The sequence below is a fragment of the Paenibacillus nitricinens genome, assembly GCF_052056485.1.
In the GTDB taxonomy this organism is placed as follows: Bacteria; Bacillota; Bacilli; order Paenibacillales; family Paenibacillaceae; genus Paenibacillus_AQ; species Paenibacillus_AQ nitricinens.
The window spans coordinates 4,453,664-4,480,496 of record NZ_CP183948.1; the positions used below are offsets into that span (position 1 = coordinate 4,453,664).

The following is a 26,833-nucleotide window of genomic DNA, read 5'->3' on the forward strand; positions in this document are numbered from 1 at the left end:
CTCTTCAAAAAGTATGTTTAAATAAAAGTAGCCTAACTAAAAAAATCTCAATACAAAGGAGTTCATGCCGATGGAAATATCCTCTTTTTTGTTGCCTAAAGATCAAGTTGCCTATATCATTAACTCACTATCCATGCTGGAAGCCTTAGAACAATTAGAGCAGCACCATTATACGGCTATCCCTATTATTGATAATGAAGGAAAATATGTAGGAACGCTTTCGGAAGGTGATCTATTGTGGAAGCTGAAAAACACAGCAGGTCTAACTTTTGACAATATAGGAGAAGTTCCAGTAAGCGATATCCAGAAGCATGTCCATAACGAGAGCGTTCTCATAAATGCCGAAATGGAGGATATGTTGACGCTCGCCGCAGATCAGAATTTTGTTCCTGTGATTGATAAAGAAGGCGTGTTTGTCGGAATTATTCGTCGAAAAGATATCATTGAATACTATACTCGCAACATTACTGATTAATTGATTAGTTGAACAAAAAATAGACCTGATCAGCAACATCATGAGAAGATGAAGCTAATCAGGTCTATTTTCTACCCTAAATTATAGTTCAGTCAGGATAATCGTTCCTTGAGGGGTGATAGCTAATGTATGTTCATACTGTGCTGACAGACCGCCGTCAATGGTACGTGCAGTCCAACCATCGGCATCAATCTTTGTTCTATAGCTGCCTGTGTTCAGCATCGGCTCAATGGTAAATACCATCCCCTCTTTAAGACGGGGTCCTCTGCCAGCCGGACCATAGTGAGGTACCTCTGGTGCTTCATGCATTTCTGAACCAATCCCATGGCCTATAAAATCACGCACAACAGAAAAACCATTAGACTCTGCGTAAACTTGAATAGCATGAGCAACATCCCCGATACGGTTGCCTGCAACTGCCTGCTCGATCCCTCGGAATAAAGATTCTTTTGTGGTGTCTAGTAATTTGGTCGCCTGCTCACTAATGTTGCCAATCCCATATGACCAAGCGGAATCTGCCAACCAGCCCTCTAAGTTAACTACCATGTCTATGGTTACTATATCTCCATCTTTAAGTGGTTCCTTCTTCGGAAAGCCGTGGCAGATTACATCATTTACAGATGCACAGGTTGCGTACGGATATCCATTATATCCCTTTTGCTCAGGAGTCGCTCCTTGAGACAGTATAAATTTTTCTGCAAATTCATCAATCTCCCAGGTGGTAATTCCCGGCTGTAGAATTTGCGCAATTTGACGATGACATTCAGCGAGAATTTTTCCCGCCGCACGCATTTTTTCGATCTCTTCCATCGTTTTCATGATAATCATAATATCGCCTCTTCTGTACAGAACACATCACTCTCGGGCAATGGCTCTTCTTTTGTATTTAGTTTCCCCTTTATATTATGAAAGAAAAACACGAGAAATCCAAATCATTATGCAAAAAAAATATATTTTTCATACACATTCTAAAAGGAATCCCTTTTTCTAATGAAAATATTAGATCATCTGAGTCCGATAGCATCTTATCCGTCCCACTCAATCTAACTTAGCTCCAATCCACTCGACAACGAGCAACCGTTAAAGTTTAAAACCAAAAAATCAACTAACAAAGAGGTGCCCCAGCAGCCATAATGTAGGCTCCGGGACACCCCTTCAATCTATATTAGATTAGTCATGAAAATTAAGACCTGAGGTAACCTCCTTTACATAACCTGTACGGATTACGAAATCTCCAAAATGCTCACTATGCAGACGTTCTTTCGAATAATGATGAAGAATCGGCTCCAGTGTCTCCAGAATTTCTTTTTCATCTATGTTTTCTTTATACATTTTGTTCAAGCGATCTCCCGTAAAACCTGCTCCCAAGTACATATTATATCTGCCTGGACCTTTACCAATAAACGAGATTTCGCCTAGTGCCGGTCTTGCACACCCATTAGGACAACCTGTCATCCGGATCACGATTTCCTCATCACGGAGACCAGCTTCATCAAGGACAAGCTCTAGCTTATCAATCAACGAAGGCAAATAACGTTCCGCTTCAGCCATTGCAAGTCCGCAGGTTGGTAGTGCCACACAAGACATTGAACTGCGTCGTAGCGCAGATAGATGAGCTCCATCTGTAAGTCCATGTTGTCTAGCCAGCTCAGCCACTTTTCGCTTTTTGGCAGTGGTTACGTTAGCAATCGTTAAATTCTGATTCGGCGTAAGCCGGAAATCCCCGGTATGAATCTTGGCAATTTCCCGCAGTCCAGTCATCAATGTGTACCCTTCTTGGTCATGAATCCGTCCGCTTTGGATATAAAGCGTCAAATTCCATTTTCCATTGGTACCCTTCACCCAGCCATAGCGGTCTCCATTGTGATCGAAATGGTACTCACGTGCCGCCTCAAGCTGCCATCCGAGTCTTTCATGCAGCTCACCGACAAACCATTCCAGACCGTGGCGGTCAATTGTATACTTGAACCGTGCATTTTTGCGGACAGAACGATTTCCATAGTCCCGCTGAATCGTTACTGTCTTCTCCGCTACATCGATCAATTGATCAGGACGGCAAAAACCAATGATACGGCCAAGCTGAGGATACGTGCTGGTATCGCCATGCGTCATTCCCATACCGCCGCCTACAGAAACGTTGAACCCTACCAGCTTATCATTCTCAAGAATAGCGATGAAGCCTAGATCCTGCGAGAACACATCTACGTCATTTGAAGGGGGTACCGCAAGACCAATCTTGAATTTACGCGGTAAATATACCGGACCATAGATCGGTTCAACTTCTGCACGATCTCCTAAACTATCCACTACCTTTTCACCGTCTAGCCAAATTTCATGGTAAGCGGGAGTTCGTGGGGATAGATGGTCACTAACTTTGCGCGCCCATTCATAGACTTCTGCATGCACCTCAGATTGATAAGGATTCGGATTGCTCATTACGTTACGGTTAACATCCCCACAAGCTGCAAGGGTCGTCATTAGCGTATCATTGATGCTCCGAATGGTCTTCTTTAAGTTCCATTTAAGCACACCATGCATTTGAAATGCCTGTCTTGTTGTCAGACGTAAGGTTCCGTTACCATACTTCTGTGCCAGATCATCCATCACCAGCCATTGTTCCGGTGTAGCTACACCACCAGGGGCAACTACGCGAAGCATAAACTGGAATGCCGGCTCCAGCTTCTGACGTTCCCGTTCATTGCGTAAATCTCTGTCATCCTGCATATAGCTTCCGTGAAATTTTAGCAGCCGATTATCATCTTCAGGTAGACCACCCGTAATCGGATTGCTTAGTGTCTCAACCAATGCACCCCGCAGATAGTTACTCTCCGACTTAATATGCTCAACATCACTTGGAGGCCCGCCGATCGGCTTAACCTTCTCATTGTTTGCCATTGTTGTTATCTCCCCCCGAAGTCATTCGATAACTCCATCTATCCATTAATAGACATCACGCTGGTAACGCTGCGTCTGTTGCATATCTTCCAGATAAGCCGCTGCCGCTTCAGGGCTCAGTCCACCCTCACTCTGAATCACTGTAAGCAGGGCAGAATGAACATCATGCGCCATGTACTTCTCGTCACCGCAAACGTAGATATGAGCACCTTCTTGCAGCCATTCATAAACCTCACGACTCTTTTGCAAAATACGATGTTGTACATATACTTTCTCTTCGGTATCACGTGAGAAGGCTACATCCAGCTTACTTAGAACGCCATCCTTTAGCATTCTCTGCCAATCAGTCTGATAGAGGAAATCTGTTACAAAATGCCGATCCCCATAGAACAGCCAAGATTTCCCTTCCGCTCCCAGCTCTCCACGTTCCTCTAAGAAAGAGCGGAATGGCGCAACACCTGTGCCCGGTCCAATCATGATGATCGGTGCATCCGGATTAGTAGGCAGCTTAAAGTTAGGATTATGCTGAATGTAAATAGGCAGTGTATCCCCCTGTTCTACTCTTTCTGCGCAATGCACTGAGCAGACACCGTAACGTGCTCTACCGTGAGCCTCATAACGTACAGCTCTGACGGTTAGATGAACCTCATCCGGGTTTGCTTTATAACTGCTAGCGATAGAATATAGGCGTGCAGGAAGCTTCCGCAAAATCGTCACAAAACTGCTGGCTGGACCTTCCCACGGTGAGAAGTCCTGGATCAAATCGAGTAGATCGCGTCCTTGAATATACGCTTTAAGCTCCGAAGCACGATCTGGAGCTAATAACTCACTCAGCTTGTTTGAAGCAGACAGCTTTGCCGCTTGCTCCAGCAAAGGTTTGGTCAATACAGTGATTTCATAATGATGCAGAAGTGCCTCACGTAAGGCTCCTTCATCACCTTTCTTATTAAACGGAACCTTATCATTAGGATTCCAGCCCATAGTATGAATAATAGCGTCCACCAGTTCGGGATGATTCTCTGGATATACTCCCAGTGCATCCCCTGGTTCAAACTGTATATTAGAGCCTTCAAGCGATAGTTCCAAATGGCGAGTCTCCCGGTCCGAGCCGCGTCCGTTCAAATCCAGATTCTCCAGTACCTCTGCTTTAAAAGGATTATTCCGAGTATATAGAGGTTCTTGTGACTCTGCGTCCTCTGCGGCTTGAACTGCTTTTGCAGCAATGGCTGGAGCATTTAAATTTACATTTAATGCACCAATCACACCTTCAAACCATTCGGCAACGGAATCGTCATAATCGAGATCACAATCTACACGTGGACTTAGGCGCTTACCACCAAGTTCTTCTAACCTCTGATCGAACTCTTTACCCGTCTGACAGAAAAATTCATAAGAGGTGTCTCCCAGAGCCAGAACTGAAAACCGCAGGTTCTCTAATTGAGGTGCTCTTTTGCTGTAGAGGAACTCATGGAACATCCGTGCATTATCTGGTGGATCACCCTCGCCATGCGTACTGACCAGCAGCAGCAGGTTCTCTACCTTCTTAAGCGCATTAGGCTTAAAGCTGTTCATCGCGGTGAGCGTCACCTGAAATCCTTGCTCTTCCATCTTGCGGGACAAGCTCCCCGCCAGTCGCTGGCAATTCCCTGTTTGTGAACCAAATAAAATGGTTACTTCACGTGATGCAGCAGGTTGACTCGTAGCGGCAGCGCCGACCTCTGCGGTTCCGACCGTGTTTGATGGCGCTTGAAGTTCAGCACCCACTGGCGCTGCTGCCGCAGTACGCCCAATTGCAGATAAATATCCGCTAAGCCATATTTGCTGTGTCTCCGTTAAGGTTGGTAGAAGACGATTGAGAAGCTCGACTTGGTTCTCGTTAAAGGGACTGTTCGTTACCTGTAGTTGCAACAATATCCACCTCTCCTAAACATGAAATCTGGTTAATATCCGTACCTCTATCTGAGCCTTTTTTAGAACCTCATAAAATCAGGCTATCACAATAATTGTAAACGATCAATCCAGTCATTCTTACCTAATTAATGGTATTTATTGAAAAAGTATCTATAAAGTACATAAAAACCGATCAAAACAGTATGATTTAAGCTGTTTTGATCGGTTTCATTATAAAAAGTGATACTATTTATAAAATATTGTGATAAATAAAAACTATAAATCCTTCTTACTTTCGGGAAATAATACCTCGCCTGCCCCTGTCTTTATCTTCACAATCTCTTCAAGCGTATTCGATAACTCACCAGGCGGATAAGGCTTGGTTAAATACTTCTGTATCACATCATTCAATTGGTTCTTATCGGATTGATCCAGAGCGGAAGAGATTACAATCGGAATATTCTCTGTTCTCGAATCCTCTTTTAGCATTCGGATCAGATCCCATCCGTCCAATTCTTCTCCCAGCATCAAATCAACCACGATCGCAACAAATGGTGTTTTCAAGGCATGGTCAAAAGCTTCCTTCGGATGATAATGATGAGTTACCCTGAAGCCCTTTCCTTTCAGCTCCTCGGATAAAAGCAAAGAAAGGCTGTAATCATCTTCAACGATCATTACATTAGGCTTAAGCTCTTTATCTGCATTCCATTTATTTAGCTCATCTTGCTGTCGGATTGTGTCCCCATGGAGGATGGGGAGGCTAAACCAAACCGTTGTCCCCTCTCCCTCTACGGAATCAATACCGATGGTTCCCTTTTGTTTCTCAATAATTTCTTTACAGATGGCAAGACCAAGACCTGTTCCGCCAATTCTTTTGGAGGCACTATTATCCACTCTTCTGAATTTTTGAAATAGCTGGCCTATTTGATCCTTAGGAATCCCGAGACCGTTATCTTGAATACGCACAATAATCTGGTCTGGCTCATTATGCAACAGCACTTTGACTTCATTGTTAGTAGGCGAGAACTTGATCGCATTACTTAACAGATTCGTTAGAACTTGAACAATCTTATCCTTGTCCACATCTACTTCCGCATTTAGAGCCTCATCCACCAGAAGCACATGATGTGTGCTGCTAAGCTTATATTGATCGATAACCCCTAGTACAATTTCACTGAGATTCACATGCTCCGTAATATACTGCTGCTTTCCTGACTCCATTCTCTGCAGATCCAGAAAATCATTAATGAGCTCAGTCAACCGCTTCGCTTCTTTATGAATCGTCTCCAGATACTTCAGCTGCTTCTCCGGCTTCATGGTTTTGGACAATAGCAATTCCGTGAATCCTAGTACACTCGACAATGGCGTTCTCAGCTCATGGCTTACTGTACTAACAAGATCGGATTTCATAAGATCCAGCTCGTACTCCCTAGTGATATCTCTGTATACGAACAATGTACCAATCCGGAGCTCACGTCGGAATACAGGAATCGCATAAACATCAATATGCTTCTTGGATTCCGTTCCAATGGAGTATTGCATACTGCTTGACTCCAGAGCATCCTCAGAAATTGCTTGTTCAAAAAACGACCCAAGTTCTTGGTTCTCATTCGAGCGTTCGATGAAATAATCCATCCATTCTTGTCTAGGGATCAAGGTACCTTCGTTCCATTCATAATTCACTATGCTGCAGAGCGCCTTATTCATCTGCAGCATCATGCCATCAGTATTCACGAACTGAATGCCTTCATTTACGTTATTGACGATATCTCGATTCAGCTTCCGTCCATGTTCAATCTCTTCATACATAAACAAACGTTCAATCGCCAGAGCTACGCGGTTCATCATCCCTTGAACCTCATTAATCTCTTCTTTGCTGAAGGAATGTCCAATCCGGGTTCCGCAAAATACAGCTAGAATCTCATCTTCTGCATTCACAACAGTCGTGTAGAAGTCATAACAGTAGACCTCATCCGAAGAGATTCCCTGTTCCGATTGCGTAGCTAAACGCTTAATCAGATAGGTCTTTTCAGTCTTTAAACGATATAACATTTCATTGTTCTCACTATCGAGATAACGCTCAACATTTTCCTGAGGAATCCCTTTAACAGCTGCAATCTTATCTTTTACTAGCAAGAAGAAGCTTGAATCAAAGGAATACAGATGATGCATAAATTCAATAAACTTATCTGCAAATTCATGTTTATCTAACGTGTAGGTAATATCATGATTCAGCTGGTTGTTTAGCTCAAGCATCTTTTTAGTCTGTTCCGTATTTTTCAGCGTCTCAGCAAGCTCTTGCTGCACGCTCTTCATAGAGTTAATATCGTTCGCAATAAGGATGTACTGATAAATTACACCCTCTTCATTCAAGTATGGCACAATCGTCAGATGCAGCCAGATCGGCAATCCGTCTTTGGCTACAATCTGAAGCTCATTGCTCCATACTCCGCCCGTACTTAATTTATTGCTGATTTTTTGGAATTCTTCAGGAGACACATTATAAAGTTCAAAAAGTCTATATGTATAGCCGATAATCTCCGATTTCTTATAGCGGGTATATTCACTTAAGTTCTCATTGGCGTAAGTAAACACACCTTTAGCGGTAAGGATACCGACGGCAGATGACTGATCGAGCGCTTTCATCATGCTCTCAATTTCACTGAGTGAACGTTGCAGCCTATACTGCTGATCCTGAAGCTCATCCTGCTGAGCGTGCAGCTCTTCATTCTGCATCATCAACTCTTCTTCTTTGTCCTGAATACTTCTGGCCATATTTAGAAAAGCATTATAAAGTCGGCCAATTTCATCTTGATGCTTAAGCTTGCCCAGAAGAATTTCCTCACCGGCAGCCAGTGAATGCGTTGCCCCTTCCAGCTTCAGAATAGGGTCAATGAGGTTCTTTAGAATCCGCCAGATCATAAAGGTAAAGAACAACAGAATAATCGCGCTTATAAAAAATGCGATAAAGGTAAATTCATTGGCCTGTTTAATATAATCCATAGCCATAGTATTTAAGGCTTCATCCGAGCGTTTTTTGTACTCTTCCGTATAGCCAAGAAAATCATTCACTGATTTAGTGGTACCATCTGCGGACAGAGCACGCAAAGCCACATAGTCATCTGCCTCAACTAGCCGAATCGCTTCAGGTAACGTTTTATTTTTATACTGGACATAAAAGGCCTTTAGACCATCTCTGAACAAAGCTTCTTCGGGAGATAGATTGAGATTGGAATAGGTATCCAGAATCTTATCAAAGTTAATTAGTCCTACATTCAGGAGCTTTAATTCGTTATCACTTTTAAGAGCGCTGAATCCCCTGGCACGGAAAAACACCTCATTTAAAGCACTCGCCAAATCGGTAATCGTATCCGCCTTATTTTGCAGAATTTCTCGGTCTCTACTTAATTTGTTCTGTTCATCGTTAATGAAAAAGAAAAATACCGAGCCCATAAGGATGATTAAAGCGAAAACAAGCGCAATGATACGAAAATACCTATTTCTGATACTGTGATTAGCATTACTTCTCTTCGTCACTTAGGATCCCCTCCACAATCTGCAAGAGTTCCATCGGACTAAAGGGTTTGGGCATAAAATAACGTGCTCCTGCTTCAACAGCGCGAAGTCGATCCACATCTTGAGCCTTGGCCGTCAACATTAATATAGCTGTAGTTTTCTTCTTCTCCTCATCCAGCTGCTGAAGCACTTCAATCCCTGTCATTTCCGGCATCATATAATCCAGAATCACCAGATCATAAGGATCCGTTGACAGCTTAGATAGCGCCTCCAACCCATTCTCCGCTGTGTGAATCTCAACATTCTCCAAATCTTCCAATGTATCCTCGATTAACATCCGTAATACTTCTTCATCATCCACTACCATTATTTTTTGCATATTCGCACAATTCCCTTCGTGTTAGAACAAGAATCTATGAGCCAACCGTTCCATTCGGGACAACAGCTCAGGCATATGAACAGGTTTTACTACATAATCATCGGCACCCATCTGCAGGGCATGTACAATATCCGCCTGATTATTTCTCCCTGTCAGCATGATCACTAATATATTCACTTCCGGATATGTCTTGCGAATTCTTTCCAGAACTTCAACACCATCAAGATCCGGCATCACACCATCCAGTAGAATAATATATTTCTCATCTATGGAATACCAATCCGACTGCAAGAAATCCAGCCCATTCGCAAAACTGCTGATATTCACCTCAGCAATATCCTCCGGCTCCCAAGTATCAATCTGATGAGTCACTATTTTTCGAATTAACGCATCATCATCCACAACAATTACATTTAGAACCGAATGCTTTTTAGTCGACGATAAATGGTCCGTGTAGAGTGTAGTCTGATTCCTTCCGGCATCTTTGCTGGCATAGAGAGCCTGGTCTGCTTCCTCTACAATTTTATCGGCAATATTCTCAGCTTCTGTTACCTCTGATATCCCACTCGAGAAGGTCACATGAAAGACTTCATTCTTCGCAAAAAAGTCGGTGGCAGCAAATCGCTCCTGAATACGGTTTATTACTGTCAATGCAGAACTCGCATCCGTATTTGGCAGGAACACAGCAAACTCTTCTCCACCGAAGCGGCAAAAGGTATCTTCCATACGAATCGAACCCTTTACAAGCTCAGACAAGGACTGTAATACCTCATCTCCGATTAGATGACCGTATGTATCATTAATCTTTTTGAAATAGTCCAGATCAATCAGCGCTAAAGAAAACACCCTTTCCGTACGCTTAAAATCGCAAATCAGCTGTTTCATCACTTGATTAAAGTGTTTTCGATTGAACGCACCCGTCAATTCATCCACAATGATGGATTCCTGCCACTCCCGCTTTAACTCAAAGCGGTTTTTAATTAATGCCAGAAATAAATCAATATCTACAGGCTTCGATAAAAAATCCATCACCCCCAGCCTATACGCATGCAATTGCGTCGCTTTGGAGGACTCCCCACTTATAATGATGATTGGAATACGTTCTTTTTTGGCTTTGCCGATAATTTGATTCAAGACCTCAATCCCGCTGATATCAGGCAAAAGAATATCCAGAAGAATTAGATCCGGTTTACTTTCATAAAAAATCTTGAGACCTCGTTCAGCGGATAAGGCAATGCTTACATAATAGTTCTGCTTCTCCAATGATTCTTTTAAATAAGCCACTAATTCTACATCATCATCAATAAGTAAAATATCATTATGTGGGAGCGCATCATCAGTTCCTTTTTTGTCTAACGTCTTAACTGAACCTAGAGAAACCGCTGAATCTTGGTTAAACAGTGGAATAAGCGGATACAAATAATCGCCCCACTCTTCAAAAGACCAGCTCTTAAGGCTACTTTCCATGAAATAGGGCAACGTTGCATCGGCAAACTGTTCAACTTCTTGTAACCCCACTGTTCCTGCCGTACCTTTCAAATTATGCAAAAAACGATAAATGTCCTTCTCGTTAACTTCCGACAGTTCCGACCATTCCTGGAGGGTTTGTTTGGTCCGCTCTTCAACCATATCTTTATATTTTTGTGTAGTCATATTTACTCCTTCAGAGTATCGTATCAATCTCTCACTTCATCATATTTTTCATATACTGTCAATCGAATTTTCTTTAAATTCACAGGACTTTATATAAAAATGATCAAACTGACAAAAAACCTTTGGTTGAAGCTTGCTTCAGCATTTGTAATAATGATTGGAATGGTTCATTCCGTTTACACGGCGTAATCACCATATACAAAGGGAGGCTGTATTTATGAAGGGGATTATTACTGTATTAGGAAAAGACAAAGTAGGGATTATCGCCAAGGTATGTACATATCTGGCCGAGCACAATTTGAACATTCTGGATATTTCTCAGACGATTGTACAAGATTATTTCAATATGATGATGATTGTAGACATTTCTGGCGCGACTAAAGCATTTGAGGATATTGTTGAGGATTTGCATTTGATCGGAGAAGCGATCGGCGTGGAAATCAAGCTTCAGCATGAGGATATTTTTAATATTATGCACCGCATTTAGGAGGATGACCATGATATCACTGGTGGAAGTACAAGAAACGAATAAAATGATCCGTGAAATGAATCTGGATGTACGTACCATAACGATGGGAATCAGCCTCATGGATTGTGCGCATACAGATATGAGAACTTTTAACCAAAACGTATACGACAAAATCACTAGATCCGCTGAGAAGCTCGTCAAAACAGGTGAAGATCTGGAAAGACAATTCGGTGTCCCCATTGTTAATAAACGGATTTCTGTGACCCCTATTGCTATTGCTGCTGGCGCCGTGAAGACGGATACGTATGTGCCTGTAGCGGAAATTTTGGACAAGGCTGCCAAAGAAGTTGGCGTTAACTTTATTGGTGGCTTCTCTGCGCTTGTGCAAAAAGGGTGCACCAAAGGTGACCGTATTCTAATCGACAGCATCCCAGAAGCACTAGCAGTTACTGAAAGAGTCTGTTCATCCGTCAATGTCGGCTCTTCCAGAAGTGGAATCAATATGGATGCTGTGAAATTAATGGGTGATATCATTATTCAAACTGCGGAACGCACCAAGGATCGGGATTCCATCGGCTGTGCTAAGCTGGTTGTCTTCTGTAACGCTGTCGAGGACAATCCTTTTATGGCTGGAGCCTTTCATGGGGTTGGTGAACGGGAATGTGTCATCAACGTTGGTGTCAGTGGCCCAGGTGTAATCAAGCGTGCATTAGAGGAAGTAAAGGGGCAGGACTTCGAAACCTTATGTGAAACGATCAAACGGACTGCGTTTAAAGTTACGCGTGTGGGACAACTAGTTGCGCAGGAAGCATCGAAACGGATGAACGTGCCTTTTGGGATTATCGATTTATCTCTGGCTCCAACACCAGAAATTGGGGATTCCATTGCAGAGATCTTTCAAGTCATGGGTCTGGAAGAAGCTGGCGCACCAGGAACAACAGCCGCTCTGGCGATTCTAAATGACAATGTTAAAAAAGGTGGCGTTATGGCCTCCTCCTATGTTGGCGGACTCAGTGGAGCCTTTATTCCGGTTAGTGAAGATCACGGAATGATTCAAGCCGTACAGCGTGGTGCTCTTACGCTCGAAAAGCTAGAAGCCATGACCTGTGTATGTTCTGTAGGACTGGACATGATTGCTATTCCGGGAAGTACCACCAAAGAGACGATCTCTGGCATCATCGCCGATGAAGCTGCTATCGGAATGGTCAATAACAAAACAACCGCTGTTCGCGTCATTCCTGTTATTGGCAAGGATGTAGGAGAAATTGTAGAATTTGGCGGCCTCCTTGGATATGCGCCTGTCATGGCTGTTAACGGCTTTAATTGCGCCAATTTCGTTAACCGAGGTGGACGAATTCCTGCTCCAATTCACAGCTTTAAGAATTAATAGAAACCTCAAACAGCAAGTCCCTATTTGTACCTAGGCGACTTGCTGTTTTTTTATTGTTCATAGCCTGAAGATGTTAATGTTATCAGATTTAAGCCCGCTGGATCCCAATATTAGGTGTTCCCCCGGTCAAATCGATAAATAATACATAGTCATTTCCATCCGTGCCTTTCAGCACGAGTCCTGTCTGACTTGCAACTCCCATAGCGAAATATCTGACTTCTTGAAGGCTCGTAGGGGCTGAAACTGGTGACAAAGCCTGATTCACCGCGATCAAACGGGTCGCAGTTTTGATGGTGCCTGCACCGCTAATTTCACCGGTAACCCCCAAATGACCGAGCAGGGACTGACTGCCGTTCACCTGAAGGCTTCCCATAATGGTCTGACTACCATTTAATTGCAAGTCTAAATCGATAGTCTCATTCCCGTTGACATGCAGATCATTTTGAATGGTCTGACTTCCTGTAACAAGAATATTATCGAAGGTTGGCAAGACGATCATCCCTTTCAGGTTTTATAGTATATCTTATGTTAGACAAGACAATCCGGTCATAGATAGATATACATCTTTTACTAAATCCGCTTTTTCCTTCAAGATTCAGATTAATGGTCTTATACCTAAAGTCAAATGAACCCCCTACACATATAATGATTAGCAAGACTAGGTGCTAGAGCGAACGACTGGCTCCAATGAATACAGGAGGAATTATGAAGAAGACAGCTACTAGGCTCACTCCTCAATTGCCCTCAACTCACGAAGTCTCCATCAGCCAAGTTCATCAATCGCAACACCATAATCTCATTCTCGAGAACTCTTATAGAACGGAATCCATAACACGGGAACTAAAACAATTAAGAGTATTGCTTCTGATCCCCTCAGAGATAAGTGAAAAAATGCCTAATGTACGACTTTTTAAAGATCAGCTAAGGCATCTGGTCAAAGAAGTGCTTGCCATTAAGCTACATCATAATCTGGAAGAATATTTAGCCCAGTATCAGCCTGATCTGATATTGGCCTTGGGATCAGAGACCCTGTTCCCTGAGGAGAATATTCCTGCCCTCAAAGCTTATAACGCTCCTAAGGCCGTATGGATGGCAGACACGACCTGCCTTACCCGAACAGAACGTAATCTAGCGCTATTATTCGATTATATTTTCACACAGAACATAGCTAATCTAATCTATTATCAAGGTTTACGGGAGAAACATTCTAGCTACCTCCCTTATGCTCCAGATACAGACCTCTATTACCCAAGACGTGTAGAGAAATGTTACCACAGTGACGTACTCATTCTCGGGCATCTTCAAATGAATACTGTTCTGGACACCCTAGCTCATTCAGAACTACTTCATGGCCTCAAGATAATGACCATTGGTAGCGGGTGGGAGCCCACCAAAAATTTCATAGACATCACCTACGATAAAGCAGGAATGTCTAACTATTATAATGGAGCAAGGATCGTCATCAATTGCACAGGTTCTGTGCAGCAAATTATGGAGGTCTCTGCTTGCGGCGTATTTCAGTTCGTGGAAGATCATCCCCATCTTCAAAGTTACCCCATTGCAGAAGAAAGTCTTATTCGTTTCCAGAACTTTAAAGAGCTCTCTGAGAGCTTCAGGTACTATATTGCTCATAGTGATGAAAGGAGAAGTTCGGCCTCTCGTGCTCTAAAGGAAGTTAAGTACAATTATTCCTATCTTCAGCAGGGAAAGCTGCTGCTCAAAAAAATATTCACGGAGCCATAGGGGGTGATCTGACTTGAAATGCATCGCTTTTGTATTGCCTCAGTTTCATCAGATAACAGAGAACGATTCCTGGTGGGGAGAGGGATTTACAGAATGGACAAATGTCAGGAAGGCTACAGCCCTTTATCCTGAACATGATCAACCGAAAAAACCATTAAATAATAACTACTACGATTTAACGGACCCTAAAGTGAAACAATGGCAGGCTGAAACTGCAAAAGCTCATGGCATTTACGGGTTTTGTTATTATCACTATTGGTTCAATGGCAGGCGACTTCTGGAACAACCGGTTCAGCAGATTCTTGCCAGCAAAGAGCCTGACTTCCCCTTTTGTCTGTCTTGGGCTAACGAACCTTGGACACGAAGCTGGGATGGCACTGAAGAAGATGTCTTGATGCCACAGGAATATGGAGAAGAACGGGATTGGCGAATGCATTTTTATACTTTACTCGAGGCTTTCCAAGATGAACGATATATTTGCGTAGACGGCAAACCAGTATTTATTATCTATAGATCCTCCAGCATCCCTCGGTGTGATGAAATGCTTCAATGTTGGCGTGATTTAGCTCAGCAAAACGGACTTAAGGGCCTTCATCTTGTCCGGACACTGGGCGGCTTCCCCCTAATGACAGAGCACGGGTTCGACGCCAGTCTAGAATTCGAGCCTCACTACACATTCGCACATGGCGGTGTAAAGCACTTATGGAGTTCCAAGCAGGTGGAGGATCAGAAGCATATTGTCATTGATTATGATGAATTATGGGAATCTATGTTAGAACGGACACCCCATAGAGATGGGGAAATTATATATCCGGGAGCATTTGTCAACTGGGATAATACACCACGTAAAGGTGCTGCCGGACAAAGCACTTTAGGTGCAAATCCTCACAAATTCGGTCAATATCTGTCTCGACAAATTGAGAGGACCAAGAAGATGTTCAAAAGTGATTTTATTTATATTAACGCTTGGAACGAGTGGGCTGAGGGTGCCTATTTAGAACCGGATGATCAGTATCGGTATCAATACTTGCAAGCCGTTAAGAAAGCCCTTCAATCTCCTCACAAAGAAGATCCTTCCACGCCGTAGCGTCAGAAGGATCTTCTTCTTTTATTCCTTATGATCTTTCCGAAGTCTGCACTCTGGCGCTCCTTGCACTTATCATTCTCCAACCCGTTAGCAGTGCAGCCACAAAGCATATGGATGCCGAAGTCATGAACACTACATGCATCCCACTGATAAATAACTCTGGTCTACCTGGAACTAAACCTGTTACCCGATAACCAGCTTCACTGCTCATCACATGAAAGAGAATCGTAGTAGCTATCGTAATACCGACGACCATCCCCACATTACGAACTAACGAATTGACGCTGCCCGCAGAACCAAGCTGAGTCCTAGGCACCTTAGACATCACAAGTGAATTGTTCGGCGATTGAAATAGACCACTACCGATTCCTAACATAGCAATCCACACGCCTACCAGCACAACAGAGCTTCCTTCATGAAGCTCTGCTAATCCAAACTGAGCAATAACCATGACTACCAGCCCTGCAAAAGTTAGGAATTCAGACCCGATTTTATCCGATAAAGCTCCGCTTATTGGTGCTACTACAACCATACATATCGGTAACAGCATCAACAGGAATCCCGCTTCAAAGGGCGATAGATTCAGCATATTCTGTGCATAAAATGGCGCGATGATATTAAAGCAGAAGTTCGCTGTAAACACGAGAAACCCACATAAAATACTTAATGAAAACAACGGATTCTTAAATAATGACAATTGTAGTAACGGTTCTTTCCGGCGAAGCTCCGTCCATAAGAAAGCAATGAAGCTGACTATAGCTACGATTAAAGCCGTCACAATTAAGCTATCGCCATAACCGAGCTGCTGTCCCAATAAAAGCCCTGCGAACAAACTTATGATAAAAATAGCGAAGAGTAAACTACCTGGAACGTCTATTGTAGATTTCGTCCTAGTTAAATCCTTAGGCAGTACCTTCCAGCCTAACAGAATAGCGATCACTCCAATAGGAATGTTCACCCAAAAGATATACTCCCAGCCTAATGTCGAAACCATAATCCCACCTAAGCTAGGGCCAGCTATACTTCCCAGAGACACGAATGTACCTATGAAACCAAGTGCTTTACCCCGCTCATTGGCAGGAAAGATATCCGTAACGATTCCCTGGCTATTCGCCATGGTCATCGAAGCTCCAATAGCCTGAATGACGCGTGAAGCAAGTAATGTCGGTAAACTTAAACTGAATCCACACAGCATCGAACCAATAACAAAAACAATCGTCCCTATCTTAAAGATTCGAATCTTCCCAACAATATCTCCAAGCTTCCCGAAGAAAAGAATCGCAGCACAAATCGCCATCAAATAACCTGTGGTTACCCATTCGATTTGTGCCATAGGCAGCTTCAATTGTTTCGATAATTCTGGCAGAGCGATGTTGACGATACTGCCATCCAGTGTGGACATGAAGGTGAAAATATTCAGTACAATTAAAATCATCCAGCGTTTCTTCTGAATTTCCTTGTCTTCCTGATAGGTTGCGCTAATAGAACTCATAAACTAACACCTCATTGAATGTATAATCAACGTTTAGTTGCGCACGCAACAAAACTCACTTACATAGTCTACATCAATTTAGTTGCGCGCGCAACGACTTTATTGTACACTTTGTCTCAGAGTAGCAAATAAGCGAACTATATACCCAAAGAGGTGTCTATATTTTGGAAAAAGAGCCTATAGGAAAGTTGATTTCCTATTTTCATCGTCAAAATCAGAAGCAATTGGTAAAAAAGTTCATGCCCTATGGAATAGGTAGTGGTGGGCAACATAGTTTTCTAAAACTGATTACTTCCAGACCAGGGATTACACAAGATCAACTAACTTCTGAACTAAAATTTGATAAAGCCACCACCGCACGCTCCGTGAAGCAATTAGAGAATTCGGGTTATATTGAACGTAAACCAGATCCTAATGATCGACGCTCTCAACTACTATATCCAACACCTAAAGCAATCGATTTTTCGCCAATTCTTCAGTCTATTTTAGATGATTATAACAAGAGCCTAGTTGGTAAATTAACCACCGCGGAAGTAGAGCAGCTTCGTACCTTACTTCAAAAAATCAGCACTGACGAAGAATAGGACAAAAAAAGAAACTGTCTCAAAAGTAGTAATGGCTACTTAAGGGACAGCGTCTTTTTTTGAGAATTATTAGGGAAAAGCTCCCTGAAAATAGCTGATAAATGTTTTAAATGAATAGAAAGAGGGAAATCCTCCCTAAAAATCAGAGTAATATCGGTATTTACCAACGAATCAGCGAAATTATAGGGAGAAATTCCCTAATTATTAGTCAGATGAGCAGAAATCTCAGAATTACAGGGAGGAATTCCCTAATGATCGATCAGTGCTCCCGTTTCCTTGGTGAGGACACTCCACTTTTCCACAATCAGTCCATTCACTCCGCTACTTTTAGCGAAAAAACCTATATCATCCCGTGTTCATTTCAATTTTACGGTCTCAGCTACTTCTTTCGTAATCGCTTCCCCACCTAGACTCTTCCACTTCTCTACAAAAACGTCAAAATCACTAAGTGGTGAATCGCCCACGATGATATTCAAAAATGTCTCGCTCTCCAGATTTTGCAGCTCCGTCCATTTGCTCTTCATTAGTTGGGTGTTTCCGTAAAAGACCCCTCGCACTCCCTCAATAGCGGTAGAGGTTAAGACAGCAACTCCATATTTATAGGCATTCGCTGCTTTCCAGCCTTCCAGATCTTTCTTTGGTTGTTCCGTGTCCTCCACCCATTGATCATAAATGAGACGGGTATCTGGATTTAATGTATCCGGGTCAATTTTGCCATGCAAAGCTTGCTGGATATCTGCATAATGTTTCTCTATTGCATCCGAATAATCAATTAGAAGGTCAAACGGATAATAGGCACGCAACTGAATTCCTGTTTGCGCTGAGAAATCATCAAGCGTCTTAACTTCCTCCGAATTAGGGTCTTGTCTTCTCTCAAGTCTTGTAAACACGTTCAACTGCTTCATAATCGCCTCTGGATGCTCGAAACCTTTACGCACAACAAGGTAACGGTCTGTTACCGGAGCCAAATGTGCAACAAACTTACCAGACTCATCAAGTGGAGCTGCATACGCTCTCCATTCTGCCTTCGTATCGAGGGCAACCGCCTCTGACAAAGGATAATATGGCATCCACCATGGGCCAAAGAACATGCCTGATTTCCCTGTAATAATAGGCTCTTGTGTTTCTTTATAAAGTGCAAAATTGGGGTCCAGCAACCCTCTTTTATACCAATCTGCCAGTTTGGCAAGCGCTTGTTTGGTCTCAGGTGTAATGGATCCATATACAATATTCCCAGCGTTATCCTTGATCCAATTGGTAGGAAAAGCATGCAATGCACTAAACACAGCATCCAGACCATTTACTAATGGCTTTGTCCCATAGACGATATTCTTATAGCCGCTAAGTCCGACGGTATCTCTTTTACCATTGCCATCGGGGTCTTTCTCCATAAAAGCCTTCGCTATGTTCTCAATATCTTCAAAGGTTTGCGGTGCCTGCAGCTCCAGTTTATCCAGCCAATCCTGACGCACCCAGAGCAGAACAGGCGAATCCGCATCAATTGCTACGTTAGGTAATCCATATAACTTACCGTATCGGGAAGCATCAGATAATGCCTCACCCTGAGTAGAATTGTACATATCCTTAATTAAATCAGAGCCATATACATTGTAGGTCTCTGTAAGGTCCTCTATCATATCATTGTCAATGAGTTTCTTTAATTGATCTCGATCTACAACCATCGCATCCGGCAAATCATTGCTATCGATCGCAAGTTGTGCTTTTTGATTAAAGGCATCTTCACCCTTCGCTTCCCAAGAGTGAACTACCTTGATATTCGTAATGCTCTCCAAATAACGGGTGATTGGATTGTTGTCGTTGCTGTCACCTGTATTTAGCCTGGAATCAGGAACCTTAAATCCTACACGAATCACGATCGGATCTTCGTATTTGCTATACGCTACAGAAGCATCTTCGACCTCACCCTGAGGACTTCGAGTAGAATCTACTGTTTTGTTCTGGTCACGGCATGATGTAAGTCCGATCATCATTACAAATAAGAGGATGAATCTCCACAATCTCATCATTGGTCCTTCTCCTCCGCACGATATTCACTCGGCAGTTGACCAATACGTTCTCTGAACAGTCTACTGAAATAGCGGTCATCTTCAAAGCCAGACCTTGAAGCAATCTCACAGACGGGTAATGAAGTCTCCCGCAATAATGATTTAGCCAACTCAAGTCGCATTCCCCGTAAACATTCACCGAATGTCTCCCCGGCAAAACGAGCGAAACATTGACTGAAATAACCACGGCTCATATTAATTTCCGCCGCTACGTCGCTCTGATTGATTTTGTCACCTGCATGGCTCTGCATATAACGAACTGCGCGAATAAGACAAGACATTACTTCTTTAGTCAATCCTAGCTCGAGCATTCTCCGTCCCACATGATCAGAGAATCGGCGCAGCCAGGTCTTCCAGTGACACCAATTCAAGTTCATCGAAATATCGCGTTCCAGTTGAACAGCATCATCAGGTTTTAACAATAAAGCGCTCCAGCTTTGTAAAAGAGAATGTGCGAAAGCTGGAAATCTATCGTATCGAGGCTTCTGCAAGCTAATGTTCTTTACAAAATTCTCCCATTCATTCCCATCAATCGTCCACTTGAGACTATGAGCTTGCTCGAATACATCAGCTTCATCCGGTTTTAAATGGGGAATCGCTATTTCCTTCTTTAGTTCCTCATAATTCAGAAAGGTCAGTTCTTCAGCACTAGAATGATAAAATAGCATATGCCGAAGCTTCGTGGTGAGCTGCTCCTCCAATTCCTGTAGTGACTGATCTCTTAACCCACTGATGAGCGCAGTCTGCCATCTCCCAGAAAGCTGGCTCTTAAGCTCACGCTTCCCCTCCTCTTCCGAGAACCGGTGAAGCAAGGGCGACATCCACATCTCATGAAAGGTAATCAGCGGATTATTCTTCACGAAGGATAGGTGAAATAACTCTTCTTCATTACAGTGGCTGCTTAATGGTAAATAGAGCAGTGCCTTGTCTGCAGCTATCCTTTTACCTTCACCATGAACCAGTGCATCCCTTGTATTGTCCTCCCATTTGATGCGATCGACCAGGCGACGTATAGTCTCGTCGGCATTTTCCATCTCCAATAGAGTTTTGACAATATAATCAACGGCTCCTAAACGCATGGCCTCCTGCACATAGTCAAACTCATGATGGCAAGTAAGCACAACACAGCGAACACCTGCGAAACGCTGCCTTACTAGTTTAATTAGCTCGAACCCAGAAATGCCGGGCATAGTCAAATCTACAAATATCAGATCTACATCCTGTTGTTGAAGTAGCTCCAAAGCGGATTTGCCATCTCCCGCCTCACCGACAATCACAACTCCTAAGGATGACCAATCAATTAGAGAAATAAAACCTTTCCGCACAAGTCTCTCATCATCAACCACTACAGCTTTAATCATCGAAGTCCTCCTTACCTTTCCTCGGAATTACGATAGATACAACCGTACCTTCCCCTAGTTTGCTGTACATCTCTAGCTTCATTTGTTCTCCATAGTAGGTTCTGAGCATCCGGTTCACGTATGAGAAGCCGATTCCGAGCCCCCGCTTCTTAGCGCCATCCTCTGACAGCAGCTGATCTAACGTATCTGCATCCATTCCAGCCCCGTTGTCTCTTACACACAGCTGAACTTCTCCTTCACCATGCTTTGTAATCAAGACGTCCACCCTGCCATTATCGCTTAGACCATGATAAATCGAGTTCTCTACGAGGGGTTGAAGTAAGAATCTAGGGACAGCCACAGACAATACATCCTCATCAGCCTCCACGTTAAATTCGAATTCATAGTCATAACGAATACGCTGCAGCTCCATATAATTTCGGATCGCTTCAATTTCCTCTCCAAGGGTAACGATGATGCTTTGCTTGCCCAGATTATAATGCAGCACCTTTACAAGAAGAGTGACCAGCTTGTCGATCTCCTTCTGACCGTTAAGCCTTGCCATCCACTGCACCGTATTCAATGTATTATGCAAAAAGTGAGGGTTAATCTGGCTAAGTAGCTTTTCAATCTCGAATTGGCTTTTCTGCTTCTCATTATAGGCTACCGCAACAATCAGCTCATTCACCTGTTTCTTCATCTGCTGGAAGTTACTAAGCACAAAATCAAACTCTTCCACATTCGTGTAGGCAACGGGAGAAGTAACATTTTCCGCCATTCGATTAATTTCAAGGTTAACCTTGCGCAAAGGGCCATAAATCTTTTTCCAAATCATCAAAGCCAGAACTCCGGCAAAGAGTAGTGTCGAGAACGCGAGCAGGATCATTTTATAGAACCAAGAATAAATTTCACTGTTGAATTCGGACTTTTTAACTACTGCAATAAGCTTCCATCCCTGTGGACTAGCGTATCGAAACAGATGATATCCGGTAAGTGTTTCATGTGATAGATTAGAGTTGCTTCCAGCAGCTTTGATAATTCCTTGAGGTAATTTATCATCAATGACATAAGTGCTAGTGCCCTGTTGATTCACAAGTAGGTGGTTAACCTTCATCCCGTAAGATTCCTGATTAAATATTTTGCGAAGCAGACTATAATTCGTCTCTAAATAAATATATAGCTTATGTTCACCTGGTACGCGTACAATGCGCTGTTCTGAGAACACGAGATTATCGCCGACGGCATACATCGTAGAATGCGGCCCATAATAATCAGCTCCGTTATATCGCATAAAAGAAGGTAATGTACTGATATCGAAATTTCTGCGCGCACTCATATTTGTGAACAGAACCGGATCATCACTGCTTGGCATAATGTAGGCTGTAAGTCCAATGTAGGGATTCGTGAAATTAACGAGGTTGATCTTCTGGTTGATGGAGTTCATCATTTGCGATTTGCGATAAATTTGTTTTTCCTGAATAAAAGAGGACATTTCTTCCACAATCTGACCATCCAGCGCAAACTGTTTAGAGGCAAAATCCATATTGTCGATGGCATTCTCCAAGCTAGAGGCTTCCTGTTTCAAGCTTGCACTTATACCATTGCCAATTTTCCCTGAAAGGATAGAGTAAATAGAGGTGTAGGTTACGAATCCTACTAAAAGAAGCGGAAGTAACGTTCCGATCACTAGATAGATGAATAAAGTCTTACGTAAGGATTTGACAGCTGGGGTATGATTACGCCGGAATACTCTCACCATCTGAATGATCCTCTTCTTTCTTCTTGTAAGCGTTCTATATATATCAATGTGAGAATACCACATTTATCCTTAATTGAATAGAATAGGGCAGAACAGCTTTCACGCCGTCCCGCCCTATTTGTATTTTTTCTAATTAAACCTTATTTCACGCTTTTGCGAGCCTCAAACAGTTCCTCTGCCTTTTTAATCGAGAAATCCATCACTTCGGCATAACCGAGACCATTCACCTTATCATGCATTTCTTTATTCAATTTATCATATTCTGCTTGATTCTTAGCAAATACCATTTTCCAAGAAATTTGTTGAATGACCGTACCGATTTGTTTGTTCTTTTGCTCCACTGTTTTGTCCATCATCAATGGCTCTTTACCTGTGAAGCCTTGTGGCGCGACAGCCAATAGATTATTTTTCTCAAAATACTCCTTAGGCGTCAGAACACCCATCTTCGCTCTCCAGTCACTATCAAGCTTAGACGGATTACGCTCTAAGGTTGTCGTCCATAGATTGTGATCGTATGGCTCTTTGTTGTCAGGATTCACCATCGCCGGAACTACAAAAGAGAAGTTCATTTGGTTAGAGCCGTAGTAGTAGTCACCACCACCATATTCTGCAGGCACTTGTGTATTCTGTTGATCGGTATAAGCCTTCCAGCCAAAGTCAGTCACGACAGGTTTACCGCTTGCATCCATATCCCAAGTCAGACCTTTAGGTCCGTTCGGCACCGCTGTTCCGCTTCCTGCAGAGATCATTGCGCCTTCCGGAGTGTACATCCAGTTAAGGAATTCCATAATTCTAGCAGGTTCTTTAGCTTTTGCACCGATTGCTATAATACCGTTACCACCGTATACATTGAAGCCAGTGGAATACATCAGCTCATCCTTGAACGGAACTAGTGCAAAACCTTTACCTTCTGCTGTTCTTTCCGGTGTATTGTAGTTAGCTGCTCCAAGCCACGGGAACCAGGAGAACAACAGACGACCATCTTTGTATTTCGCTACCACATCGTCGAATTTTTGCGTCATGGAATCTGGATCAACCAGCCCCATTTGGTTAGCTTCAAAATACAGTTTGAGCGACTTCATATACCAGCTATCTTCGGATAGGAAGTCATAATACTTTTCTTCATCTGCTTTAACATACACAGCAGTGTCAGGAATTTCGTCATAACCCATCATGTTGGCGAACTGTTTAGCCAGTGTCATTTTATAGTTGCCGTCCCAGTCAGACCACATCGAGAAGGCATAGGTTTTCTTTCCTTGCTCATTTTTTGGTTCAAGCTCTTGCATTTTTTTCAGCACGGGAAGATAATCTTCTATCTTTGAAATTTCAGGTGCTCCGATTTGTTGATAAAGATCCCATCGCAGGTCTGGCCCCCAAGTCATATCTTTCCCTTCAGAAGGTCCAGATGGATTAGAAGCTACACTGTTTCCGATGCCAAAAACGGATGATCCACTACCAAAAGCGATCTTTGCTTTCTCAATAGCTTTTGGAAACGTGCTGGCAATGTCTTTTCCGTATTTATCTAGGAGCCCGTCTTGAGTCCAGTCTAAGAGAAGTTTTCCTTTGATCGCGTTTGGATAATGGTTCTTATCATCACCGAAAATGATAATATCGCCAAGATCGCCGGATGCCATCATTGCAGAGATTTTGGTATCTCCACCCGTCAGGTTTGAGGCTACAATGTCCATCTCAATATTGAACTTATCTTTGATGATTTTGGCAAACCAACCGGTTTGTGGACCCGCATAGTTAGCCGTTGTAGAGAATACGGTCAGCTTCAGCGGCTTGGAATGATCTAGTGTTCCGTCATCTGGTGCTGCTGTCTCTTCCGCCGGCGCATTCGTGGCAGCGGACGTAGGTTTCTCTGTGCTCGTGTTTTTGCCCGAGTTAGCCGTATTATTTCCCCCGCCACATGCTGCCAGAACGAAAACTAGGATTACGGATAGCATGACAAGCGATGCTCTTCTTAGTCTCATTGCTTTATACCCTCCCTTTCGTATCTTTTCTTATAGTCCAACTCTGCTCCTAGCAGAGGAAAACCCCATTTCATTACCGATCCGGTAGCTCATTAGCCCTTAACCGCACCGATCATAATCCCTTTGACGAAAAAGCGCTGGAAGAATGGGTACACGATTAGAATCGGCAATACGACGATCATCGTTACGGTCATCCGTACAGAGGTTGGAGTCTGCATATTCGCTACACTAGCAGCCATATCTGGTGAATTACGAATTAAAGCTGCGAGCGAGCTGGACTCGTTCAAATAACGCCATAACAAGAATTGGAGCGTAAAATATTTCGTATCTGTCATCAGAAACGCCGTATCAATAAATGAGTTCCACTGATTCACTGCGGAAAAAATCGTAATTGTAGCCAAAATGGGCGTAGTAAGCGGTACAATAATGCTCCAAAACACTCTCATGTAACCAGCACCATCCATAGACGCTGACTCCTCAAGGGATGGAGGAATGGCCTCAACGAAGGTCTTAACCAGAATGATGTTGAATGGCGTAATAATCGTAGGCAAAATATAAGCCAGATAATTATTGGTCAGATGTAAATTGTGCATGGTGATATACCAAGGGATCAGACCTGCGCTAAAATACATCGTAACCACGACACTCCGATACCAAATACTCCGGCCCCACATTTCCTTTTTGGTGAACAAGTATCCTAAAAAAGCTGACGACCCCACGGTAAGCAATGTCCCGACAACCGTTCTATACACAGAGACTGTCGCCGCATGTCCTAGACCACTGATTCTTAGCACCTTACTATAGTTATCAAAATGGATTTGTCTTGGATAAAATTTGATATCACCCGCTGCGCTAAGATCATTCGAGCTGATCGTATTGATGAACAAATAATAGAATGGGTAGATGCATGACAGGGTGAACAATCCAAAGAGCGTATAGATCATAATCTGGAAGATAAGTTCTCCAGCCGTTAGTTTTTTCTTTCTCAAATGGGATCACCCCTGACTTAAATGATAGATTCGTCACGCACCATCTTAGACAATGTGTTCGCTGCGAACAGTAGAATTACACTGACAACCGACTTCAACATGCTGACAGCCGTGGCAAAAGGAAAGTTGTTGGCGAACGCAATGTTATATACATAAAGATCCAGTACTTCTATAGAGTCCTTATTCATCGCATTTTGAAAGGCAAAGTACTGCTCCATCCCGTTATTGACCAGATTACCTATGGAGAGTAGCAGCAGTACAAAAAAGGTCGGGATCAGACCTGGAATGGTGATATGCCAAATTTTCCGGAACCGATTTGCTCCATCCACCTCAACAGCTTCGTACAATTCCTGATCAATGCCTGCAATTGCAGCAAGATAGAGAATGGCACCCCAGCCTAACGACTTCCACCAGTACCAAACGATCATCGTGACCCAGATATTTGAGCTGGAAGCGAGGAAATTATAGCCTTCATCCACTATTCCAAGCTGCACCAGAATGTGGGTGATGACACCGTTATCTACAGAGAACAACGAGAATGCCAAGGCATAAACTAGAATCCAGCTTATAAAGTTTGGAATCGTGGTTAGTGTCTGCACCAGCTTGCGATACCAGCCTGACTTCACCTCAGTCAACATAACGGCAAAGATCACTGGAAAGATGGATGTAATTAATCCGAGTGAACTCATAGCAAGCGTGTTCTTCAGCACGCGCAGAACCTCTGCGGTCTGCGTCGGATTAGATACAATCGTCTTGAACCATTTCAATCCAACGTAAGGCGTGTCTGACAACGGTATTCCAGGAATGAAATCATAAAAGGCATAAATCCATCCGCTGATCGGCAGATAATAGAAAATAAAGGTGACAACAAGAAATGGAAAAGCCATGAAGAACAATTTATGTTTGTTCTTCATCTTCCAGCGGGATCGATGAACCGGATCAACGCTGGGAAGCCGTTCGCCAGCAGGTACCCCCATATCGGAATCTCCTATACCCAGATTTTGATTACGTTTTCAGAGTATCAGAATCTGAGCTTCTGGCGAGATAGAGAGCAGAACGCCTTCTCAGGGAAACCGTCAGATACTTGTGAACCAAATTCGCAGTACAATCGACCATTTTCTACCTAGTCG

20 protein-coding genes are annotated in these 26,833 nt (G+C 43.1%); 6 read left to right on the top strand and 14 right to left on the bottom strand.

Annotated features, from left to right (window positions below; translation table 11 throughout):
• Positions 1–70: 70 nt before the first annotated feature.
• On the top strand, positions 71–475 hold the full coding sequence (locus ACN6KS_RS19830) for a CBS domain-containing protein (RefSeq protein ID WP_440960346.1): 405 nt from the start codon (positions 71–73) through the stop codon (positions 473–475).
• Positions 476–556: 81 nt separating this feature from the next.
• Here ACN6KS_RS19830 and map read toward each other — a convergent pair whose 3' ends face one another.
• The 6 genes from map to ACN6KS_RS19860 all read right to left on the bottom strand — a co-directional run bounded on the left by map (position 557) and on the right by ACN6KS_RS19860 (position 10,808).
• Positions 557–1,303: a type I methionyl aminopeptidase gene (map, locus tag ACN6KS_RS19835; protein WP_094870212.1), complete on the bottom strand. Its 747-nt coding sequence runs from the start codon at positions 1,301–1,303 to the stop codon at positions 557–559.
• A 342-nt stretch (positions 1,304–1,645) separates the two neighbouring features.
• Positions 1,646–3,370, bottom strand: coding sequence for an assimilatory sulfite reductase (NADPH) hemoprotein subunit (gene cysI / locus ACN6KS_RS19840; RefSeq protein WP_440960347.1), 1,725 nt, complete (start codon positions 3,368–3,370; stop codon positions 1,646–1,648).
• A gap of 45 nt (positions 3,371–3,415) precedes the next feature.
• Positions 3,416–5,278, bottom strand: coding sequence for an assimilatory sulfite reductase (NADPH) flavoprotein subunit (locus tag ACN6KS_RS19845; RefSeq protein WP_440962424.1), 1,863 nt, complete (start codon positions 5,276–5,278; stop codon positions 3,416–3,418).
• Positions 5,279–5,536: 258 nt separating this feature from the next.
• Entirely contained in the window at positions 5,537–8,797 is a 3,261-nt protein-coding gene (locus tag ACN6KS_RS19850; protein WP_440960348.1) for an ATP-binding protein, read from the bottom strand.
• A complete protein-coding gene (locus ACN6KS_RS19855; RefSeq protein ID WP_094870215.1) occupies positions 8,781–9,155 on the bottom strand; it encodes a response regulator transcription factor in 375 nt (124 codons plus the stop codon). The genes ACN6KS_RS19850 and ACN6KS_RS19855 overlap by 17 nt, the downstream gene beginning before the upstream one ends.
• A 21-nt stretch (positions 9,156–9,176) precedes the next feature.
• On the bottom strand, positions 9,177–10,808 hold the full coding sequence (locus tag ACN6KS_RS19860) for a diguanylate cyclase (protein WP_440960349.1): 1,632 nt from the start codon (positions 10,806–10,808) through the stop codon (positions 9,177–9,179).
• A 217-nt stretch (positions 10,809–11,025) separates the two neighbouring features.
• Here ACN6KS_RS19860 and ACN6KS_RS19865 point away from each other — a divergent pair, with 217 nt between their 5' ends.
• Complete coding sequence (locus tag ACN6KS_RS19865) at positions 11,026–11,295, top strand: ACT domain-containing protein (protein ID WP_042189980.1); 270 nt, start codon at positions 11,026–11,028, stop codon at positions 11,293–11,295.
• Between the two features lie 13 nt (positions 11,296–11,308).
• Complete coding sequence (locus ACN6KS_RS19870; protein WP_256989813.1) at positions 11,309–12,664, top strand: PFL family protein; 1,356 nt, start codon at positions 11,309–11,311, stop codon at positions 12,662–12,664.
• Positions 12,665–12,755: 91 nt separating this feature from the next.
• Here the strand turns inward: ACN6KS_RS19870 and ACN6KS_RS19875 are convergent, their stop codons facing one another.
• Positions 12,756–13,166: a hypothetical protein gene (locus ACN6KS_RS19875; RefSeq protein ID WP_256989811.1), complete on the bottom strand. Its 411-nt coding sequence runs from the start codon at positions 13,164–13,166 to the stop codon at positions 12,756–12,758.
• 206 nt (positions 13,167–13,372) lie between these two features.
• Between ACN6KS_RS19875 and ACN6KS_RS19880 the strand changes: the two genes are divergently transcribed.
• Positions 13,373–14,410, top strand: coding sequence for a glycosyltransferase family protein (locus ACN6KS_RS19880; RefSeq protein WP_440960350.1), 1,038 nt, complete (start codon positions 13,373–13,375; stop codon positions 14,408–14,410).
• 13 nt (positions 14,411–14,423) lie between these two features.
• Positions 14,424–15,497, top strand: a complete 1,074-nt coding sequence (locus ACN6KS_RS19885) for a glycosyltransferase WbsX family protein (protein ID WP_094870220.1) — start codon at positions 14,424–14,426, stop codon at positions 15,495–15,497.
• A 28-nt stretch (positions 15,498–15,525) separates the two neighbouring features.
• On the opposite strand, the gene ACN6KS_RS19890 is transcribed toward ACN6KS_RS19885, so the two are convergent.
• The gene (locus ACN6KS_RS19890; RefSeq protein WP_440960351.1) at positions 15,526–16,989 is read right to left on the bottom strand and encodes an MFS transporter; all 1,464 of its coding nucleotides are present in this window, start codon (positions 16,987–16,989) and stop codon (positions 15,526–15,528) included.
• A gap of 164 nt (positions 16,990–17,153) precedes the next feature.
• Here ACN6KS_RS19890 and ACN6KS_RS19895 point away from each other — a divergent pair, with 164 nt between their 5' ends.
• Positions 17,154–17,573, top strand: coding sequence for a MarR family winged helix-turn-helix transcriptional regulator (locus tag ACN6KS_RS19895; protein ID WP_094870222.1), 420 nt, complete (start codon positions 17,154–17,156; stop codon positions 17,571–17,573).
• 356 nt (positions 17,574–17,929) lie between these two features.
• On the opposite strand, the gene ACN6KS_RS19900 is transcribed toward ACN6KS_RS19895, so the two are convergent.
• The 6 genes from ACN6KS_RS19900 to ACN6KS_RS19925 all read right to left on the bottom strand — a co-directional run bounded on the left by ACN6KS_RS19900 (position 17,930) and on the right by ACN6KS_RS19925 (position 26,680).
• Positions 17,930–19,600 carry an extracellular solute-binding protein gene (locus tag ACN6KS_RS19900; RefSeq protein ID WP_440960352.1) on the bottom strand — a complete coding sequence of 557 codons (1,671 nt, stop codon included), beginning with the start codon at positions 19,598–19,600 and terminating at the stop codon, positions 17,930–17,932.
• Positions 19,597–21,000, bottom strand: coding sequence for a response regulator transcription factor (locus tag ACN6KS_RS19905; protein ID WP_341135293.1), 1,404 nt, complete (start codon positions 20,998–21,000; stop codon positions 19,597–19,599). The genes ACN6KS_RS19900 and ACN6KS_RS19905 overlap by 4 nt, the downstream gene beginning before the upstream one ends.
• A complete protein-coding gene (locus ACN6KS_RS19910) occupies positions 20,993–22,738 on the bottom strand; it encodes a sensor histidine kinase (protein ID WP_440960353.1) in 1,746 nt (581 codons plus the stop codon). The genes ACN6KS_RS19905 and ACN6KS_RS19910 overlap by 8 nt, the downstream gene beginning before the upstream one ends.
• 140 nt (positions 22,739–22,878) lie before the next feature.
• Complete coding sequence (locus ACN6KS_RS19915; protein WP_440960354.1) at positions 22,879–24,714, bottom strand: ABC transporter substrate-binding protein; 1,836 nt, start codon at positions 24,712–24,714, stop codon at positions 22,879–22,881.
• Between the two features lie 92 nt (positions 24,715–24,806).
• Positions 24,807–25,703 (bottom strand): carbohydrate ABC transporter permease, encoded by an 897-nt coding sequence (locus ACN6KS_RS19920; protein ID WP_042190000.1) that lies wholly within the window; start codon positions 25,701–25,703, stop codon positions 24,807–24,809.
• 17 nt (positions 25,704–25,720) lie between these two features.
• A complete protein-coding gene (locus tag ACN6KS_RS19925; RefSeq protein WP_440960355.1) occupies positions 25,721–26,680 on the bottom strand; it encodes an ABC transporter permease in 960 nt (319 codons plus the stop codon).
• Positions 26,681–26,833 lie beyond the last annotated feature (153 nt).